The organism is Bradyrhizobium sp. BR2003 (genome assembly GCF_009720285.1).
Taxonomy (GTDB): domain Bacteria; phylum Pseudomonadota; class Alphaproteobacteria; order Rhizobiales; family Xanthobacteraceae; genus Bradyrhizobium; species Bradyrhizobium elkanii.
In genome coordinates this window covers 299,459-313,361 of record NZ_SMYJ01000035.1, presented here as the reverse complement: position 1 = coordinate 313,361, position 13,903 = coordinate 299,459, and the positions used below count along the sequence as shown (strand labels likewise).

The 13,903-nt window shown below is 63.3% G+C and carries 14 protein-coding genes; 6 read left to right on the top strand and 8 right to left on the bottom strand.

The genetic code is table 11. From position 1 onward, the window contains the following. Window positions 1-69 precede the first annotated feature (69 nt). The gene (holA, locus tag E2I15_RS30485) at window positions 70-1,101 is read left to right on the top strand and encodes a DNA polymerase III subunit delta (RefSeq protein ID WP_137478507.1); all 1,032 of its coding nucleotides are present in this window, start codon (window positions 70-72) and stop codon (window positions 1,099-1,101) included. Between the two features lie 129 nt (window positions 1,102-1,230). Here the strand turns inward: holA and E2I15_RS30480 are convergent, their stop codons facing one another. The 5 genes from E2I15_RS30480 to mnmE form a co-directional block, all read right to left on the bottom strand. Next, window positions 1,231-2,121, bottom strand: a complete 891-nt coding sequence (locus E2I15_RS30480; RefSeq protein ID WP_155262634.1) for a ParB/RepB/Spo0J family partition protein — start codon at window positions 2,119-2,121, stop codon at window positions 1,231-1,233. Window positions 2,122-2,262: 141 nt separating this feature from the next. Further along, window positions 2,263-3,114, bottom strand: a complete 852-nt coding sequence (locus tag E2I15_RS30475; RefSeq protein WP_137478305.1) for a ParA family protein — start codon at window positions 3,112-3,114, stop codon at window positions 2,263-2,265. Window positions 3,115-3,145: 31 nt separating this feature from the next. Beyond that, window positions 3,146-3,811, bottom strand: a complete 666-nt coding sequence (gene rsmG / locus E2I15_RS30470) for a 16S rRNA (guanine(527)-N(7))-methyltransferase RsmG (protein ID WP_137478306.1) — start codon at window positions 3,809-3,811, stop codon at window positions 3,146-3,148. A gap of 136 nt (window positions 3,812-3,947) precedes the next feature. Further along, window positions 3,948-5,831, bottom strand: a complete 1,884-nt coding sequence (gene mnmG, locus E2I15_RS30465) for a tRNA uridine-5-carboxymethylaminomethyl(34) synthesis enzyme MnmG (protein ID WP_137478307.1) — start codon at window positions 5,829-5,831, stop codon at window positions 3,948-3,950. A gap of 234 nt (window positions 5,832-6,065) precedes the next feature. After that, entirely contained in the window at window positions 6,066-7,391 is a 1,326-nt protein-coding gene (gene mnmE / locus E2I15_RS30460) for a tRNA uridine-5-carboxymethylaminomethyl(34) synthesis GTPase MnmE (RefSeq protein ID WP_137478308.1), read from the bottom strand. Between mnmE and E2I15_RS30455 the strand changes: the two genes are divergently transcribed. Continuing rightward, window positions 7,291-7,569: a hypothetical protein gene (locus E2I15_RS30455; RefSeq protein ID WP_246668011.1), complete on the top strand. Its 279-nt coding sequence runs from the start codon at window positions 7,291-7,293 to the stop codon at window positions 7,567-7,569. The genes mnmE and E2I15_RS30455 overlap by 101 nt on opposite strands. A gap of 117 nt (window positions 7,570-7,686) precedes the next feature. Here the strand turns inward: E2I15_RS30455 and rho are convergent, their stop codons facing one another. Beyond that, window positions 7,687-8,952 carry a transcription termination factor Rho gene (rho, locus tag E2I15_RS30450; protein WP_016841461.1) on the bottom strand — a complete coding sequence of 422 codons (1,266 nt, stop codon included), beginning with the start codon at window positions 8,950-8,952 and terminating at the stop codon, window positions 7,687-7,689. Between the two features lie 252 nt (window positions 8,953-9,204). Further along, on the bottom strand, window positions 9,205-9,654 hold the full coding sequence (gene hemJ, locus E2I15_RS30445) for a protoporphyrinogen oxidase HemJ (protein WP_155262633.1): 450 nt from the start codon (window positions 9,652-9,654) through the stop codon (window positions 9,205-9,207). Window positions 9,655-10,101: 447 nt separating this feature from the next. Here hemJ and E2I15_RS30440 point away from each other — a divergent pair, with 447 nt between their 5' ends. From E2I15_RS30440 to dnaQ, 4 genes are read left to right on the top strand one after another with little or no spacing between them, the layout of a single operon-like run. Then, a complete protein-coding gene (locus E2I15_RS30440; RefSeq protein ID WP_016841463.1) occupies window positions 10,102-10,938 on the top strand; it encodes a pyruvate, water dikinase regulatory protein in 837 nt (278 codons plus the stop codon). Window positions 10,939-10,948: 10 nt separating this feature from the next. Next, entirely contained in the window at window positions 10,949-11,557 is a 609-nt protein-coding gene (locus tag E2I15_RS30435) for a Maf family protein (protein ID WP_137478310.1), read from the top strand. Between the two features lie 29 nt (window positions 11,558-11,586). After that, window positions 11,587-12,186 (top strand): dephospho-CoA kinase, encoded by a 600-nt coding sequence (gene coaE, locus E2I15_RS30430; protein ID WP_137478311.1) that lies wholly within the window; start codon window positions 11,587-11,589, stop codon window positions 12,184-12,186. A gap of 30 nt (window positions 12,187-12,216) precedes the next feature. Beyond that, window positions 12,217-12,942, top strand: coding sequence for a DNA polymerase III subunit epsilon (dnaQ, locus tag E2I15_RS30425; RefSeq protein WP_137478312.1), 726 nt, complete (start codon window positions 12,217-12,219; stop codon window positions 12,940-12,942). A 181-nt stretch (window positions 12,943-13,123) separates the two neighbouring features. On the opposite strand, the gene secB is transcribed toward dnaQ, so the two are convergent. Then, entirely contained in the window at window positions 13,124-13,615 is a 492-nt protein-coding gene (gene secB, locus E2I15_RS30420; protein WP_137478313.1) for a protein-export chaperone SecB, read from the bottom strand. Between the last annotated feature and the right edge of the window lie 288 nt (window positions 13,616-13,903).

The following is a 13,903-nucleotide window of genomic DNA, read 5'->3' as shown; positions in this document are numbered from 1 at the left end:
GGGGAATCTGTAGATCGAGATTCCGGGTTCGCCTCTGACGAAACGCCCCGGAATGACAGTTTGAGCGAGATGGTCGCGCTTCGCGGAAAAGAGATCGACAGCTTCCTCGCCCGGCCTGACGTCGGCCGTCCCATCATCCTGCTGTACGGCCCGGACTTAGGCCTGGTGCGCGAGCGTGCCGACGCGCTGATGGCCTCCGCGGTCGACGATCCCAACGATCCATTCTCGCTGGTGCGGCTCGATGGCGACGAGCTCGCCGCCGAACCGTCGCGGCTGGTCGACGAGGCCATGACGGTGCCGCTGTTCGGCGGCCGCCGCGCCATCCGCGTCCGCGCCGGCTCGCGCAACTTCTCAAGCGGCGTCGAGACGCTGACCGAGACCACCGCGCTCAGGGATTGCCGCATCGTGATCGAGGCCGGCGAGCTCAGGCCGGAATCGCCGCTGCGCAAGATCTGCGAGCGCGCCAAGAATGCGGTGGCGATCGGCTGCTATCCCGACACCGAGCGCGACCTGACCAAGCTGATCGAGGACGAGCTGCGCGTATCGAATCTGCGGCTCGCGCAGGATGCGCGCGCGGTGCTGATGTCGCTGCTCGGCGGCGACCGCATGGCCTCGCGCAACGAGCTGCGCAAGCTTGCGCTGTTCGCGCACGGCAAGGGCGAGATCACGCTCGAGGACGTCATGACCGTGGTGTCCGACGCCTCCGAGCTGAAGCTCGACCCGATTGTCGACGGCGCTTTCGCCGGCAATGCCGCGCTGGTCGAGAGCGAGTTCACGAAAGCAATGGTCGCCGGCACCTATCCCGGCGTGATCATCTCGGCCGCGCAGCGCCAGGCGGCATGGCTGCACAAATCGGCGCTGGCGATCGCGGACGGCACGCCGGCGTCAGCCGTGCTCGAGGGCGGATTTCCGCGGCTGCACTTCTCGCGCAAGCCCGCGGTCGAAATCGCGCTGCGCAATTTCACGCCGCCTAGGCTGGTGACCGTGATCGATCAGCTCGCGACCGCAGCGCTCGACATGCGCAAGCAGGCTTCGCTCGCCGCCGTGATCGCGCAGCGCGCGCTGCTCTCGATCGCGGCGAATGCGAAGCGGCGGGGGTGAGACTGATGGAGTCATTCCGGGGCATGCGAAGCATGAACCTCAGATGCGCAATTGCGCATCGGGGAATCCAGAGATGATCAAACGAGATTCCGGGTTCGCGCTGGCGCGCGCCCCGGGATGACGAAACCGCTAACCGCCCTCGAGCCGCCGCACCACCTCGTCGAGCTGCTCGAGGTTGCGGTAGCTGATCTGGACGGTGCCGCCGGGATCGCGATGGCTGACGGTGACGGCAAGGCCGAGCGCATCGCTGACGCGCTTCTCCAGCGCCAAGGTGTCGGCATCCTTGTCCACCTTGGCCGCGCTGCCACTGCGGGCCTTCTGCGGCTTGCGCTCCGGCACGCCCTCCTCATGCGCCAGCGCCTCGGCCTGGCGGACGTTGAGGCCTTCGGCGACGATCCGCTTCGCAGCAGTGAGCGGATCCGGCACGCCGATCAGCGCGCGAGCGTGGCCGGCGGAGAGATCGCCCTTCGAGATCAGCGCCTGCACCTCGGCGGGCAGCTTGGTCAGCCGCATCATGTTGGCGACATGGCTGCGGCTCTTGCCGACGATCTTGGCGATGTCTTCCTGGCTGCGTTTGAACTCGTCGGCGAGCGCGTGATAGCCCTGCGTCTCTTCCATTGCGTTGAGGTCTTCGCGCTGAACGTTCTCGATGATCATGATCTCGAGCGCGTCGGAATCAGAGACCTCGACCGGCACGATCGGCACTTCGTGCAGGCCGGCAAGTTGCGAGGCGCGCCAGCGGCGCTCGCCGGCGATGATCTCGTAGCGGTCCTGTGCGCCCTTGATCGCGCGCACCACGATCGGCTGGATCACGCCGCGCTGCCTGATCGAATCGGCGAGTTCGCCGAGCTCGGTATCGGCGAAGGTGCGCCGCGGATTGCGCGGGTTGGCCTTGAGGAATTCGATCGGCACCTTGCGCTGGTTGCGCGGCCGCTCGACATGCGCGGCCGCTTCGCCGCCTACATCTCCGATCAGGCTTGCCAGCCCGCGCCCCAGTCGCGAACGCGCTTCATCGGCCATTGTTGCGAGCTCCCTTGGATTCACACGCAGTACTCCAGACTTGAATTTCAGAATCACAGGATGGGCCGCGCGCGGCGACACCCATCGCTCTCGTTGCGTGCCAGGACGGAGTTCGCTTCGCGGCGCCCATCCTGCGCATCGTCAAAGCGTGCGCAGCTCGCGCTCGCGCTGGATCACTTCGGTGGCGAGCTTGAGATACGCATCGCTGCCGGCGCATTTGAGGTCGTAGACCAGGACCGGCTTGCCGTAGGACGGCGCCTCGGAGATGCGCACGTTGCGCGGGATCATGGTGTCGTAGACCTTGTCGCCCATGAACTGGCGCACGTCGGCAACGACCTGGTTGGAGAGGTTGTTGCGCGAGTCGAACATGGTCAGCACGATGCCGTGGATCGACAGGTTCGGATTGAGCGTCGAGCGCACCTGCTCCACGGTCTGCAGCAATTGCGACAGACCTTCGAGCGCGAAGAACTCGCATTGCAGCGGCACCAGGATCGCGTCCGACGCCGCCATCGCATTCACCGTGAGCAAATTGAGCGAGGGCGGGCAGTCGATCAGCACATAGGTGTAGTCGGCTTCCGGCGAGACGTTGTTGTTCAGCCCTGCGATCGCATCGCGCAGCCGAAACGCGCGGCCCGGCGTGGCGCCGAGCTCGAGCTCGAGGCCGGAGAGATCCATGGTGGAAGCGGCGATATGCAGCCGCGGCACCGCGGTCGCGACCACGGCATCGCGCAGCGGCGCCTCGCCGATCAGCACGTCATAGGTCGAGCAGCTGCGGTTGCGGCGATCGATGCCGAGGCCGGTCGAGGCATTGCCCTGCGGATCGAGATCGACGATCAGCACGCGTTCGCCAATCGCAGCGAGTGCCGTACCAAGATTGATCGCTGTGGTGGTCTTGCCAACGCCGCCCTTCTGGTTGGCGAGCGACAGGATGCGCGGATGGCCAGGCGGCTGGGACGCCTTATCCTCTTGATAAACCTCGTCCATCACAGTCATACCAAAATACCATTTGCTCTCGCGGAGTCCCCTAGCGCCGCTCGATTGACCCGAGTTCGACGATCCAGCCCTGTCCGCCGGTCAGGCTGGCGTGTAGCTTTGACTCAATAATCCAATATTTAGTGGCCTCGGTCAATTCGGCCTCTACATCTTGACCCTTCAAAAACAGCGCCTTGGCGCCGTTTTTGACCCACGGCTCCGCAAAGCCGATGAGTTGATGTAACGGAGCCAGCGCCCGTGCGGTGACGCAATCGATGGGCCTTGGGATTCTATCCACAGTATCCCCGATATCAGCCAGATGCACCGTTCCCGGGGACGCCGTCACCCGTATCGCCTCGCGCAAGAATGCCGCCTTCTTGGCGATTCGCTCAACCAAATGAATCGACGCGCCCGGGGTCTCGGCCAGCGCGCAGGCCAGCACGACGCCGGGGAAGCCGCCGCCGCTGCCGAGGTCGACCCAGGACTTGGCCGTCGGCGCCAGGCTCAGGAGCTGCAGCGAATCGGAGACGTGGCGGGTCCAGAGGGCAGGCAACGTCGATGGCGCGACGAGATTGGTCTTGGCCTGCCACGCCAGGAGAAGGGCGATGTAGCGGTCGAGCCGCGCTTCTGTTTCACGTGAAACAGGCGTCAACGCGAGCGCCGCGGCCTTGTCCTTGACGGCGACGCTGAATTCGGCGGATTGCGAATTGGAAGTCATTCTCTGGAATGCCGGTCGAGCTCGCCGTTGCGAGCGAAGCGAAGCAATCCATGGTGCCACCCGAGGAAGCGATGGATTGCTTCGTCGCTTCCGCTCCTCGCAATGACATTGCCGGCCTCCCGTTTCACGTGAAACGTTACGCCGATGCCTTTGCAGCCTTCCGCCTCGCCTCACGCCGCAGATAGGCTGCCAGAATACCCAGCGCCGCCGGCGTCATGCCGTCGATCCGGCCCGCCTGCCCGACCGTCCGCGGCTGCGCCTTCTGCAACTTGGCGCGCGCCTCGTTCGAAAGACCGGGGACATCGGCATAGTCGACGTCGGACAGAACCAGACCCTCGTCGCGCCGGAAGGCATCAACATCGGCGGTCTGGCGCTTCAGATAGACATCGTATTTGGCATCGATCTCGAGATGCACCGCGATCGCAGGGTCAATGGCCGACAGCTCCGGCCAGATCGCCTGGACCGCGGGCCATTCTATCTCAGGGTAAGCCAGCAGCTCGAAGGCCGACCGGCGATGGCCGTCGCGATTGAGCGCGAGACCGTGCTTGGCGGCTTCATTCGGCGTGATCGCGAGCGACTTCGCCAGTTGCTTGGCCGCCTCCAATGCCGCCATCTTGGTCCGATGGCGCTCGGCCCGGGCCGTTCCGACGCATCCGAGCGCAATGCCCTTATCGGTCAGGCGCTGGTCGGCATTGTCGGCCCGCAGCGTCAGCCGGTACTCGGCGCGCGAGGTGAACATGCGATACGGCTCGGTGATCCCGCGAGTCACCAGATCGTCGATCATCACGCCGAGATAGCCGTCGGCACGGTCGAACACGATCGGATCGGAACTGCCGGCAGCGAGAGCGGCATTGAGCCCGGCAACAACGCCCTGCCCCGCCGCCTCCTCATAACCCGTGGTGCCATTGATCTGGCCGGCCAGGAAAAGCCCGCGCAGACGCTTGGTCTGCAGGGTCGGATCAAGCTCGCGCGGGTCGACGTGGTCGTATTCGATCGCGTAGCCCGGCCGAACCATCTTCACCCGCTCGAGACCGGGGATGCTGGCGAGGATCGCGAGTTGGACCTCTTCCGGCAGCGAGGTCGAAATGCCGTTCGGATAGACCGTGGTGTCGTCGAGCCCTTCCGGCTCCAGGAATATCTGATGGCCGTCGCGGTCGCCAAAGCGGACGATCTTGTCTTCGATCGAGGGGCAATAGCGCGGTCCGGAGCTTTTGATCTGACCGGAATACATCGGCGAGCGATGCACATTGGCCCGGATCACCTCATGGGTCGCGGGCGTGGTCCGGGTGATACCGCATTGGATCTGCGGGGTCGTAATCCCGTCGGTCATGACCGAAAACGGCTCAGGCGGCTCGTCTCCGGGCTGCATTTCGACCGCGGACCAGTCGATCGTGGTGCCGTCGAGGCGCGGCGGTGTCCCGGTCTTGAGCCGGCCGAGCACAAAACCTGCTCGCTCAAACGAGGCAGACAGGCCCATGGCCGGCGCCTCGCCGACCCGGCCCGCCGGCCAGTTCTTCTCTCCGAGATGAATCAGACCACGCAGGAAGGTGCCGGTCGTGATGACAACCGCACCCGTCGACAACCGGCGGCCATCGCCCAGGCAAATGCCGGTCACGCGACCATCGGCGATAACCAATTCATCCGCTTCGCTCTCGATGACGCTGAGGTTCGCGGTCTCGGTGATCGCCGCCTGCATCGCCGCGGCGTAGAGCTTGCGGTCAGCCTGGGCCCGGGGACCACGGACCGCCGGACCCTTCCGGCGATTGAGCATGCGAAACTGGATGCCGCCGGCGTCGGCCACCCGGCCCATCAGACCATCCAGCGCGTCGACTTCGCGGACCAGATGGCCCTTGCCGAGCCCGCCGATGGCGGGATTGCAGGACATCGCGCCAATGGTCGCGAAACGATGGGTCACCAGGGCGGTCTTTGCGCCCATCCGGGCAGCAGCGCTCGCGGCCTCGCAGCCGGCATGGCCGCCGCCGATGACGATGACGTCAAATGAGTCTGCCCTGGAAACCATGGCGGGGACTTCTATCGTGAAGTCATGAAAGCCGGAAGAACGAAGTTGGGATCGCCGCTCTGAGACCGAAGCCCAAGGCAAATATGGACTGCTTCGCGTCGCTCGCAATGACGGACTGAGCTGTTTCACGTGAAACAGGGCAGCTGTCTGACCGGCAATTGTTTCACGTGAAACAGGACGAGGGTTCCTTAACCGGATCGAAACCATGTTTTACGTGAAACAGCTGGGCGCCCGCTACTTCCCGACGCAGAATTCGCGGAAGATGACATCCAGGATGTCTTCAACGTCCACCCGGCCGAGCAGACGACCGAGTGAGTTGGCGGCCCGGCGGAGTTCCTCCGCCGCCAGCTCTTCGCCCTGCCCGACCACGTCGATGCTGCACTGGAGAGATTCGACGGTCTCCTGCAGCAATCCACGCTGCCGCGTCCGACTGATCAAGCCTCCTTCGCTGGTTCCAAAATAGTCCTGAGCGAACCCGACCAAGGCTGCGATGAGCTCTGACAACCCGTCGCCACGAGCAGCCGAGATCCTGAATTCTGGATAACTGCCGCCCTCACCCATCGTGGTCCTGACGAGGTCGATCTTGTTCCGCACCAGCCAGGTCGGCGTCACGCCGCCATGTCCCGCCTTCGCATCGCCGCTGTCGGTAAGCCACAGCACCAGGTCCGCCTCCGCGGCGCGGGCGCGGGCGCGGCGGACACCCTCCTGCTCGACCGGGTCATCGGTCTCGCGGATGCCGGCCGTGTCGATGACCGTCACCGGATAGCCATCGAGGTCGAGCTGCACCTCGATCACATCGCGGGTCGTGCCGGCATGCGGCGAGACGATCGCGACCTCGCGCTTGACGAGCTGATTGATCAGGGTCGATTTGCCGACATTCGGTGGACCGGCGATCGCGACCACGAGGCCGTCGCGCAGCCGCTCGCCTTGCCCCTGCCCTGCAAGGACTTGCTCGATCTCCTCATGCAGCGACCGGATCTTCTCGAGCGCCGGTGCGATCAGCTCGGCCGGCACATCGCCTTCATCGGAGAAATCGATGCCGGCCTCGATCAGCGCCGACGCCGCGATGATCCGCTCGCGCCAGTCCCGCGCGCGGTCGCCGAGCAGCCCCTTCAGCTGGCGCAACGCCTGGCGCCGCTGCCGGTCAGTATCGGCGTGGATCAGGTCGTCCAGGCCCTCAGCCTCAGTCAGGTCGAGTTTGCCGTTCTCGAAGGCCCGCCGGGTAAATTCGCCCGGCTCAGCCGGCCGCACGTTGTCGAATGCCGCGATCGCATCGAACATCGCCGACAACACCGCGCGTCCGCCATGGACATGAAATTCGGCGACGTCTTCGCCGGTCGCACTGGCCGGGCCTGGAAACCACAGCACGACAGCGTCATCGATCGGTTGATGGTTCGAATCATGGAGCAGCGCGCGGGTCGCCAGCCGCGGCATCGGCGTCTTGCCCGCCAGTCCTACAATGACCGACTGGGCCATTGGACCAGACAGCCTGATGATGGCGATCGCACTCGGCGGCCGCCCTGAGGATAACGCAAAGATGGTCTGGTCGCGTGGATGCATCGCCTATTTCTTCCAGCAAATCGGTAAAGGCAATGCCGCGCCGATTCCACACCTCATCCCGCAGGATGTTGCATCGCAGCATAACCTGATTTCACTGCAGCTGCGCAGCAATTTTGCTGCAGTGTCGTCCAGCTGGATCGCAAATCCAAGAAATAATATAATAATATCAGGTAATTAAATGAAAAATAGGCTCAGAAGGCGGCTCCATTTATGCTGCACTTCGCTGCAGCAAATCCGCAGCATGAAAAAAGGCGCCCCGTTTGTGCGGAGCGCCCTGTGTCTTTCGGCCGTGGCCTCAGGTGTTCATGGAATCGAAGAATTCCGAGTTGCTCTTCGTGTTGCGGAGCTTGTCGAGCAGGAAGTCGATAGCGTCCATGGTGCCCATCGGATTGAGGATGCGGCGCAGGACGTACATCTTCTTCAGCACCTGCGGATCGGTGATCAGCTCCTCCTTGCGGGTGCCAGAACGGGCAATATCGATCGCCGGGAAGGTCCGCTTGTCCGAGACCTTGCGGTCGAGGATCAGTTCGGAGTTACCGGTACCCTTGAACTCTTCGAAAATGACTTCATCCATGCGGCTGCCGGTATCGACCAGCGCGGTCGCGATGATGGTCAGCGAACCACCCTCCTCGATGTTGCGCGCGGCACCGAAGAAGCGCTTCGGCCGCTGCAACGCGTTGGCGTCGACACCGCCGGTCAGCACCTTGCCGGATGACGGCACGACGGTGTTGTAGGCGCGGCCAAGGCGCGTGATCGAATCGAGCAGGATCACGACGTCGCGGCCGTGCTCGACGAGGCGCTTGGCCTTCTCGATCACCATCTCGGCGACCTGGACGTGACGCACCGCAGGCTCGTCGAAGGTCGACGACACCACCTCGCCCTTCACCGAGCGCTGCATGTCCGTGACTTCTTCCGGACGTTCGTCGATCAGCAGCACGATCAGATAGCAGTCGGGATGATTGGCGGTGATCGAGTGTGCGATGTTCTGCATCAGCACCGTCTTGCCGGTGCGCGGCGGCGCCACGATCAGCGCGCGCTGGCCCTTGCCGATCGGCGCGACGATATCGATCACGCGGGCGGAAAGGTCCTTCTTGGTGGAATCCTCGAGCTCCATGCGGAACCGCTGATTGGGAAACAGCGGCGTGAGGTTGTCGAAATTTACCTTGTGCTTCGACTTTTCCGGATCTTCGAAATTGAGCGTGTTGACCTTCAACAGCGCGAAATAGCGTTCGCCTTCCTTCGGGCTGCGGATATGGCCTTCGATCGTATCGCCGGTGCGCAAGCCGAAACGGCGGATCTGCGACGGCGAAACGTAGATGTCGTCGGGGCCGGGCAAGTAGTTCGCGTCGGGCGAACGAAGGAAGCCGAAGCCGTCGGACAGCACCTCCACGACGCCCTCGCCGACAATGTCGGTCTCGGCGGCGGCGAGGTTTTTGAGAATTGCGAACATCAGCTCCTGCTTGCGCATGGTGCTGGCATTCTCGACCCCATTCTCTTCCGCAAACGAGACGAGCTCGGCCGGCGTTTTCGATTTGAGGTCCTGGAGTTTGATTTCCCGCATTGGGGTCGTCCTGTGAGGAAGTAACTAGGGAAGGGGTGCGAGGTGGCTTTGGAAAAAGCGGACGCCAAAGGAAGGTCCGCAGGTCTCAGCCAGGAAAGTGCCGTTTGGGCTTTCAAACCTGATGCGGCGCCGGTCCGAAAAGAACCGGAACGCGACCACATCCGCCTGCGTGGGGTGGGATAAATCCTATATAGAAAATCGATTCGTCCTTCGCAAGAAGGACTGAAGCATGCGTCTTGAGCATCGTGATGTCTAGAACGGCTTCACCACCACCATGATCGCGATCAGGATCATCAGGACCGTCGGCACCTCGTTGATAATACGATAGAATTTCTGGCTGCGCTGATTCCGGTCGGCGGCGAAATCCTTCACGCAGCGGGACAAAAAGCCGTGGATACCCGACATGGCGAGCACCAGCGCAAATTTGACGTGAAACCAGCCAGATAGGTACCAGTGTCCGGCCCAGACCAGGAAAAGCCCGGCCAGCCAGGTCACGATCATCGCGGGGTTGATGATCCCCTTCAAAAGCCGCCGCTCCATGACCTTGAATGTCTCGGACTGCCTGGAGCCGGCCTCGGCCTCGCAATGATAGACGAACAGCCGCGGCAGATAGAGCATGCCGGCCATCCAGGAGATCACGGCGACGATGTGCAGGGCCTTGACCCAGGCATAGATCGGCAGGGCGTTGATCCAGTCGAACATCGCAGTGACGCCTTTCGGGGGAACAGTTCGGGAGGACTCAGCGTTGCGCGCAAGGCTTCGCCAGCGAGGGACGGATACATATCCGCACACACGGCTCTCCTAAACCTAATTAATTTTAGAATCTAAGGTTTGAGTCTTAATGGCAGTGAATTTGACTCATGCAATCCGGTCCAGCGGTTCTTGCGGGCTTGTTCACATCCCTCAACATTCCGCTCGATGGCAGCGGATATCCGGAATCTCTCGCAGGACTCAATCGGTTGCGCGCGTCTGTGGCCAGCTTATGAAGAGACAAATCCACACGGGTTCACTATCATCCTGCCTGTGACGTCGACTTATCCTATTGCGGGGTGCTGTGAAGAAAGGGACGGGATATACAGAGCCCGGGCGGCGGACCCGGATTCTTCTCCTCGACCTCCACAGGGATTCACAGGTTAGACAGGGGCTCTGGTGCCGACGACTTCCAATTATTTCCACCTGCATCTGGTGTCGGACTCGACCGGCGAGACGCTGATTACCGTGGCGCGCGCGGTCGCCGCGCAATACGCCAATGTGACCGCGGTCGAGCATGTCTATCCCCTGGTGCGCAGCCAGAAGCAGCTCGATCGCGTGCTCGACGAGATCGAGGAATCGCCCGGCATCGTCCTGTTCACGCTGCTGGAAAAGGATCTGGTCGGCCGGCTCGAGGGCAAGTGCAAGGAGATCAACGTTCCAAGCCTGTCGATCATCGGGCCTGTGATGCAGTTGTTCGAGGCGTATCTGGGTGCCGCGACGACCGGGCGCGTCGGCGCGCAGCACGTGCTGAACGCGGAATATTTCCGCCGCATCGATGCGCTGAACTACACGATGATGCATGACGATGGTCAGCATGTCGAAGGCCTTGAGGAGGCCGATGTCGTGCTGGTCGGGGTATCGCGCACCTCGAAGACACCGACGTCGATCTATCTCGCCAACCGCGGCATCAGAACGGCGAATGTGCCGCTGGTGCCGGGCATCCCGCTGCCGCACCAGCTCGAGACCTTGAAGAAGCCGCTGGTGGTCAGCCTGCATGCCACGCCCGAGCGCCTGATCCAGGTCCGGCAGAACCGCCTGCTCACCATGGGCGACCGCGACAATGACACCTACATCGACAAGCAGTCGGTAGCCGACGAGGTCGCCTTTGCCCGGCGCCTCAGCGCGAAATTCAACTGGGCGCTGCTCGACGTCACACGGCGTTCGATCGAGGAGACGGCGGCGGCAGTGATGAAACTGTTCAACGACCGCCAGCGCGCGCGGCCGTCGGAGTGACCGCCAAATCATGAGCATCTGGCGCGGCCCGCAGAAGCTGATCCTCGCGTCGCAGAGCCGCGCGCGAAGGATGCTGCTCGAAAATGCCGGCCTCGATTTCGAGGCGCTGCCGGCCGACATCGACGAACGCGCAGTGCAGAAGAACTCCGGCCTTTCGGCGCCGGGCGAGATCGCGTTGCTCCTCGCGCGCGAGAAGGCGTTGTTCGTGTCCAGGCAGAGGCCCGGTCAATATGTCGTCGGCGCCGACCAGACGTTGGCGCTGGGGCAGCGGATGTTCAGCAAGCCCGCCGGCCGCACGCAGGCTGCCGAGCAACTCGGCCTCCTCGCCGGACGGACTCATGAGCTGCATTCCGCCGTCTCGGTCGCACGCGATGGAAAGGTCCTGTTCGGTGATGTGAGCGTGGCCCGCATGACGATGCGGCAGCTCGCTGCGGGCGAGGTCGAGAGCTATCTGGACCATGCTGGGGAGGCGGTGACGACCAGCGTCGGTGCCTACCAGCTCGAGGGCCTCGGCGTGCATCTGTTCGAGCGGATCGAAGGTGATCATTTCACCATCCTCGGCCTGCCGCTATTGTCGCTGCTGGCGTTCCTGCGTGCTGAGAAACTGCTCGCGGTGTGAGGCGTGGCGACGGGAGAGATGCTGAACCGATGTTGATAGTTGGACTGACCGGTTCGATCGGGATGGGGAAATCCACCACGGCTAAATTGTTCATGGAGGCCGGCGTGCCGGTCTATGACGCCGATGCGGCCGTGCATCAACTCTACGAAGGCGAAGCCGCGCCGGCGATCGAGGCTGCCTTTCCCGGCACCACCGCCGGCGGCAAGGTCGACCGCGCGAAACTGTCGGCGCGCGTGGTGCACGATCCTGCTGCGATGAAGCAGCTCGAGCAGATCGTGCATCCGATGCTCGGTGCATCGCGCCAGAAATTCTTCGCCGATGCGGAAGCCGCAGGTAGCCCGATCGTGGTTGTCGACGTGCCGCTGTTGTTCGAGACCGGCGGCGAGAAGCGTGTCGATGCCGTCATTGTCGTCACCACCTCGCCGGAACTGCAGCGCGAGCGGGTGCTGGCCCGCGGCACGATGGATGCGACCAAGCTCGACGCCATCATCGCCAAGCAGATGCCGGACGCCGAGAAGCGCAAGCGCGCGGATTTCATAGTGGATACCTCGCACGGACTCGATCCGGTGCGGGCGCGTATCCGCGACATTCTGGCCGAGGTTGTTAAGATGCCGAAGCGGCGCGCCTGATTCGCCCGCCTTTTCGGATTCCTTCACGTCATGCGCGAAATCGTTCTCGATACCGAAACCACTGGACTCGATCCGCTGCGCGGCGACCGGCTGGTGGAAATCGGCTGCGTCGAGATTTACAACCGCATGCCGACCGGACAGACCTACCACGTCTACATCAATCCCGAGCGCGACATGCCGGCGGAAGCGTTCGCCGTGCACGGGCTGTCGACCGAGTTCCTGGCCTCCAAGCCGCTGTTCAACGAGGTAGTCGACGAGTTCCTGGCCTTCATCGGCGATACGCCGCTGGTGATCCACAACGCGTCGTTCGACATCAGCTTCATCAACGCCGAGCTCGACCGCATCAAGCGGCAGGCGATCCCGAAAGACCGGCTGGTCGATACGCTGCTGCTGGCACGGCGCAAGCATCCCGGCGTGTCGAACCGGCTCGACGATCTCTGCTCGCGTTATCAGATCGACAATTCCCGCCGCACCAAGCACGGCGCCTTGCTCGACGCCGAGCTGCTGGCCGAGGTCTATATCGACTTGATCGGAGCGCGGCAGTCGCAGCTGATCCTGGCGTCGGAAACATCGGATGCGCGCGCGGGCGGCCATAGTGGTGATACGCCGCGGCGGCAGCGCGAGACCCCGCTGCTCGCGCTGGTCAGTGACGCCGATCGGGAGGCCCACCGGGCCTTCATTGCCACGCTCGGCGACAAGCCGATCTGGAACGATTACCTGCCGCCGCCAGCGCCTGCTGCAGCACCGGCGGCTTGAGCCCTTTATTGCATTCTATCCCCGTCATCCCCGCGCAAAGGGGTTCGCCTTTGCGCGGGAGGTGCGAGCGGAGCGAGCCTCGAAGGATGCGCCGCCACAGTCGGACCGTCGATCCTTCGAGACGGCCGCGTCGCGGCCTCCTCGGGATGACGGATTAGGCTCCGGTATTCTCTGACTTAAATCAGCTCGGCTTGACGCCGGGAGCAGCCTGGGCGGCCGCCTGCCGCTCCATGTTCTGGCGGTAGAGACCGAGGAAATCGACGGGATCGAGCAACAAAGGCGGGAAGCCGCCGTCGCGGACCGAGGTCGCGACGATCTCGCGTGCGAACGGGAACAGCAGTCGCGGGCACTCGATCATGACCAGCGGGTGCAGGTTCTCCTTCGGCACATTCACGATCCGGAAGACGCCGGCATAGGCGAGGTCGAAGCTGAACATCACCTTGCCTCCGGTCTCGGCCTTGCCCTCGATCGAGAGGATCACCTCGTACTCGTTCTCCGACAGATTGTTGGCGGAGACGTTGATCTGGATGTTGATCGCCGGCTGCTGTTGCTGCTGGCCGAGCGAGGCCGGCGCATTCGGGTTCTCGAACGACAGGTCCTTGGTGTATTGCGCCAATACGTTGAGCTGGGGAGCGGGCTGTTGTTCGACGGGGGCGCCGTTGCCATTGGTCATGAAAATGTCTCCTGGAGCAGCGCTCGATGGACAGAATGTCCGACGGCACGCGTTAAGGTGTTGAGAATGCCGATGCCGGGCGAGTGGCTATCATAGGCCCGGCTCGGTCCACAAGGACGACGAACGGGCGCGTTCCGGCGGGCCTGCGGCAAGTTCTGCCGGCAAAGAGCAGCGCGCGCGAGCCTGCCGATCTCTTAACAGCTTCCTAAATTATTGAAGATACGCGATTTCCTGAAAGGAACGGTTTCCCCCGGGGGTCAAAACGCGCTACACTTGCCCGTGCCAAAA